Genomic DNA, 4,991 nt, shown 5'->3' on the forward strand with positions numbered 1-4,991 from the left:
GAGGGCGTGCGTGCCCGCGTCGGCTTCATCCCGAACAGCCCGCAGCACGAGGCCGGGATCCGGATCGAACCGCCGCCGTCGCTGGCATGGGCCGCCGGAACAATCCCGGCGGCCACCGCCGCCGCGCTGCCACCCGAGGAGCCGCCGGCGCTTCGCGATAGGTCCCACGGGTTGCGGGTGGCACCGGTCAGGCTGGTTTCGGTCGAAGCGGCGAGCGCGAATTCCGGTGTGGTGGTTTTGCCGAAGATCACCAGGCCAGCGGCCTTGTAGCGGGCAACCAGGGTCGAGTCGGAAGCCGACACGTGGTCACTCAGCAGGCGTGCTCCATAACGCGTCGGCGTCCCGGTCAGGTCGCCCGAGGCGTCTTTCAGCAGGAAGGGCACCCCCTTGAATGGGCCGTCGGGCAGGGGGGCGGACAGGGCGGCGCGGCCGTGATCGTACAGTTTCTGCGACAGGGCATTGACCGCCGGATTCTGCTGTTCGGCCGCAGCGATGGCGGTTTCCAGCAGCTCTTGCGCGCTCACCTCGCCAATGGCCACCAACCGGGCGAGTGCGGTGGCGTCCAACTGTCTGTAGGTGTCAAAATCCATTTCTCATCCGGCTGTCGTTATCTGAAATAACTTTCCTTGACTTTATGTGATCAAGATAACATCGTCGTCAACATGTTCCTCGGACGCACAGAAAAAACAGCGCCCGGACATCGACAGAGAGGATTGAACAATGACATCCCGCAGACTTCTTGGCAGCGTCGCTGCCGCCGCATTTTTCGGGCTGACCGCGCTGCCGGCCATGGCGCAGCAAGGTACGCTGACCTGGGGCAAACCGGCCGAGATCACCGGTTTCGACGTTCACGTCGCCGGCACGGTCGCCTCGTGGGAAATGTACCAGATGGTCTATGAAACCCTGTTGACCGCCGATGCGAATCTCGGCCTGCAGGCCGGGCTGGCGGAAAGCTGGGAACAGACCTCGGACACCACCTATACGCTGACCCTCCGCGACGGCGCGGCGTTTTCCAACGGGCGCGCGGTGACAACCGATGACGTCATCGGCAGCCTCGAACGGATCAAGAATCCGGAAACCGCCTCGTACTGGTCGCACCAGCTGGGCGACATCGCCAAGATGGAGGCGCTGGACGACCGCACCGTTCAGGTCGAGCTTGCCACCCCGCACGCGACCTTCCTGCCGGCGCTGGCCCATATCACCGCGGCGATCCTGCCGATGACGGAACTGCGCGACGGCAGTTTCGACCCGGCCTCGCAGATGCTCGGCTCGGGTCCGTTCATGGTTGCAAACCACAACCAGGACGAAAGCTGGGCGCTGCAGGCAAACCCGCATTATTGGCGCGAGGGCTATCCGCTGGCGGCAACGCTGGAAGTGCCGATCATCCCCGATGAATCCGCGCGCATCGCCGCGATCCGCGATGGCCGGATCGATTTCACCACCTTCGAAAATCCCGACGTGCAGCAAATGCTGGGCAGCGTTTCCGAGGTCGCGATCCAGCCGCAGCAGACCACCAACTACTATCGTCTGGACGTGAATGCGCTGAGCGAAGAGTCGGCCTTTTCCGACAAGAAGGTGCGGCAGGCGATGAACCTGGCACTGGATCGCGAGGCGATCAACGACTTCGTCTTCGGCGGCTCCAGCGCGGTGGATTACCCGGTGCCGGCAGCCTTCGGTAAGGACGCCTGCCGCGATCTCGACACCTACGCGATGCCGCGTGAGGCACGGCTTGAAAAAGCCCGAAGCCTGCTGGAAGAGGCCGGTGTCCCATCGCCCGAAGTGGCGCTGACCATGTCGTCGGCAAACCCGGTGCTGGGCCGCATCGGTCAGGTTGTGCAGCAGAACCTCTCCGAGGCCGGTTTCGAGGTCGAGCTCAACCAGGTTCCCACCGCGGAATACCTGCAGAAGGTGTTCACCGACGGCGATTTCGATTTCTCGGTGTCCTGGCTGGCCGGCTATACTGACCCCGGAATGGTCATCAAGTGGTGGGATCCCGAATTCGCCATCTGGAACCTGGCCTTCCAGGAGAACGTGCCCGAGCTGAGCCAGGCGCTGAAAGATGTCGCTTCGATGTCGGATGACGGGCAGCGCGATGACAAGCTGACCGAGATCTGCGCGATGATCGACGATGGCGCCAACCTGCTGGCGCTGGTGGGCAAGTCCGATTACGTCGTCTACCGCTCGGACCAGGTTGCGGTGAAGGTGGCCGAACGTTCCGGCTCGGCCAATACGTACCAGTACATCGCCGAGTTCGCTCCGCAATAACAAGCTGCGGCGCGGCGGGCGGGCCCGATGCCCGTTCCGCCGCAAGCCGGTGCCAGGCCTGATATGCGACTTTTCCTCTATCTTCTCCCACGGGTGGCTGCGGCGCTGATCACGCTTCTGGGTGTCTCGGTGCTGGTCTTCCTGGCGCTGCGGCTGATCCCGGGCGGCTATGCGGACATTCTGCTTGGGCCCTTCGTCACGCCCGAAGCGCGCGAGGCGATCAGCCAGCGCTATGGGCTCGATCAACCGGTGGCGGTGCAATATGGCCGCTGGCTGATCGCGCTGCTGCAGGGCGACTTCGGGGTCTCGATGGTGACGCAAAAGCCGGTGATCCACGAATTCCTTCGCCGCGCGCCGGTCACCCTGGAACTGGCCTTCATCGCCTTGGGCCTGGCGCTGCTGGTGGGGCTGCCCCTGGGCGTCGCCTCGGGGATCCGCCGCGCCGGGCGCAAGGGGCTGGACGCGGCGCGCGTGGTGGGCGCAATCGGCGCCAGCGTGCCGGATTTTGTCATCGGCTCGGTGCTGATCTTCATCTTCTCGGTCTGGAGCCTGTGGTTCCGGGTAGGCGGCTATGTGCCGTTCACCGAAGACCCGGTGGGCAATCTTCGCACCATGTTGCTGCCCGGCCTGACGCTGGCCCTGTTCGGTATCGCGCTGGTGCTGCGCACCACCCGCGACGCGGTGCTGCGGGTGATGACCGAGGGCTATATCACCGCGGCGGTGGCGCGCGGCGAGCGGCCCGGCGCCATCATCCGTCTGCATGTGCTGCGCAATGCGGCGATCCCGGTGGTGACGGTGGTGACAACCTATTTCGGCTTTCTGCTGGGCGGTGCCGTGGTGGTCGAGGTGCTGTTCTCGATCCCCGGCTTCGGCCTCTATACCTTCAACGGCTTGCTGAACCGCGACTATGCCATCGTGCAGGCCGGCGTGCTGTTGGCGGCGGTGGTTTTCGTGCTGATCAACATGACGGCCGATTTTCTTTACGCGGTGATCGATCCGCGGGTGGGGAGCTGAGCGATGCGCGCTGTGACCTCGTGGCTCTCTCGTATCTGGCGGGCCGACGCGCTGTCCGCCTTCGGGCTTGCCGCGCTGCTGCTGCTGATCTTTCTGGGCATTTTCGGCCCCTGGCTGCCCCTGGGCGATCCCACCCAGATTGCCGCCGGGCCGCGCCTGGGGCCGCCGACGCTGCAACATCCCTTCGGCACGGATGAACTGGGCCGGTCGTTCCTGCCACGGGTGGTACAGGGGATCCGCGCAACCTTTCTGCTCTCGGCGGTCGCGGTGCTGATCTCGGCGGTGATCGGCACGCTGCTGGGGATGGCGGCGGGCTATTTCGGGCGGGCGGTGGATATCGTCGTGGCGCGCGGCGCCGACATCCTGTTCGCCTTCCCGGCGATCCTGGTCGGGTTGCTGGTGGCCGCGGTGCTGGGGCCGGGGCAGGTGTCGGCCATCGCGGTGATCGCCATCGCCACGCTGCCGCTGCTGATCCGCGTGGTGCGCTCGGTCACGCTGAGTGTGGCGGGGCGCGGTTTTGTCACCGCGGCCGAGGTCGCCGGCGTGTCCGCGCTCCGCATCCTGCTGCTGCACATCCTGCCCAATGTGATGGGCGCGGTGATGGTGCAACTGACCTATGCCCTGTCGATCGGCATGATCATCGAAAGCGCGCTCAGTTTCCTCGGCCTCGGGGTGCAGCCGCCGGAGGCCTCGCTTGGGTCGCTGTTGCGCCAGGGCAGTGCCTATCTGACCATCGCACCCTGGATGGTGCTGAGTTCGGGCGCCGTGCTGTCGCTGGCGATCATGTCGGTAAACCTGGTCGGCGACGCCGTGCGCGACGCGCTCGAGCCGCTGAAGGGAAGGGCGCTGACATGACCGCGCTGGCTGACATCCGCGATCTGGTGATTTCCTATCGCACCAGCCACGGCGGGCTGCGGGCGCTGGATGGCGCCGATCTGCTTCTGGACACCGGCGAAACCGTGGCCGTTGTCGGTGAAAGCGGCTCGGGCAAGACGACCCTGGGCATGGCCATCGGCCGCCTGCTGCCCGAAGAGGCCGAGTGCGAAAGCGGCACGCTGTCGGTGGCCGGCACCGATGTGCTGCGCAGCGATCCCGAACGCCTGCGGGCGCTGCGCCGGGACAAGCTGGGTTTTGTCTTCCAGAACCCGATGACCGCGTTGGACCCGACGATGCGCGTCGGCAAGCAGGTGGCGCGCGCCATCGGCGGGCGGCCCTCCGGCGACGATGTGGCGGCACTGCTGCTGCGCGCGGAACTCTCCGATCCGGCGCGGGTGATCCGCGCCTATCCGCACGAGCTTTCGGGCGGGATGGCGCAGCGCGTGGTGATCGCGATGGCCATCGCCCGGCAGCCGGCCCTGCTGATCGCCGACGAGCCGACCGCCTCGCTCGATGCCTCGATCCGCGAAAAGATCATGGCCACGCTCAATCGCCTGCGGGACGAGACCGGGGCCACGCTGGTGGTGCTCAGCCATGACCTGCGCTTGATCGCGCGCCATTCGGACCGGGTGGCGGTGATGTACGGCGGCCGGGTTGTCGAAGCGGGCAAGGTCGAGACGGTCCTGGATGCGCCCGCACATCCCTACACGGCGGCGCTGTTGGCCGCCGCGGCCGGCAGCGAGCGTCCGGGCCAGCGGCTGTCGCCAATCCCGGGCACACCTCCCAGCCTGTCGGGCCGTTGCGAGGCCTGCGCCTTTGCGCCGCGCTGCGCCCTG

5 protein-coding genes are annotated in these 4,991 nt (G+C 66.4%); 4 read left to right on the plus strand and 1 reads right to left on the minus strand.

What is annotated here, in order from left to right:
• Positions 1-590 (minus strand): amidase family protein (locus CVM52_RS23490; RefSeq protein WP_133119958.1); only part of this gene is annotated, 590 nt, incomplete at its 3' end.
• A gap of 130 nt (positions 591-720) precedes the next feature.
• Here CVM52_RS23490 and CVM52_RS23495 point away from each other — a divergent pair.
• From CVM52_RS23495 to CVM52_RS23510, 4 genes are all read left to right on the plus strand, one after another.
• Positions 721-2,265, plus strand: coding sequence for an ABC transporter substrate-binding protein (locus CVM52_RS23495; RefSeq protein WP_100164767.1), 1,545 nt, complete (start codon positions 721-723; stop codon positions 2,263-2,265).
• Positions 2,266-2,328: 63 nt separating this feature from the next.
• On the plus strand, positions 2,329-3,279 hold the full coding sequence (locus CVM52_RS23500) for an ABC transporter permease (RefSeq protein ID WP_100164768.1): 951 nt from the start codon (positions 2,329-2,331) through the stop codon (positions 3,277-3,279).
• Between the two features lie 3 nt (positions 3,280-3,282).
• The gene (locus tag CVM52_RS23505; RefSeq protein ID WP_100164769.1) at positions 3,283-4,134 is read left to right on the plus strand and encodes an ABC transporter permease; all 852 of its coding nucleotides are present in this window, start codon (positions 3,283-3,285) and stop codon (positions 4,132-4,134) included.
• On the plus strand, positions 4,131-4,991 hold an 861-nt coding region (locus tag CVM52_RS23510), incomplete at its 3' end, for an ABC transporter ATP-binding protein (protein ID WP_100164770.1). The genes CVM52_RS23505 and CVM52_RS23510, both read left to right, overlap by 4 nt.

The organism is Pseudooceanicola lipolyticus, assembly GCF_002786325.1.
GTDB lineage: Bacteria > Pseudomonadota > Alphaproteobacteria > Rhodobacterales > Rhodobacteraceae > Pseudooceanicola_C > Pseudooceanicola_C lipolyticus.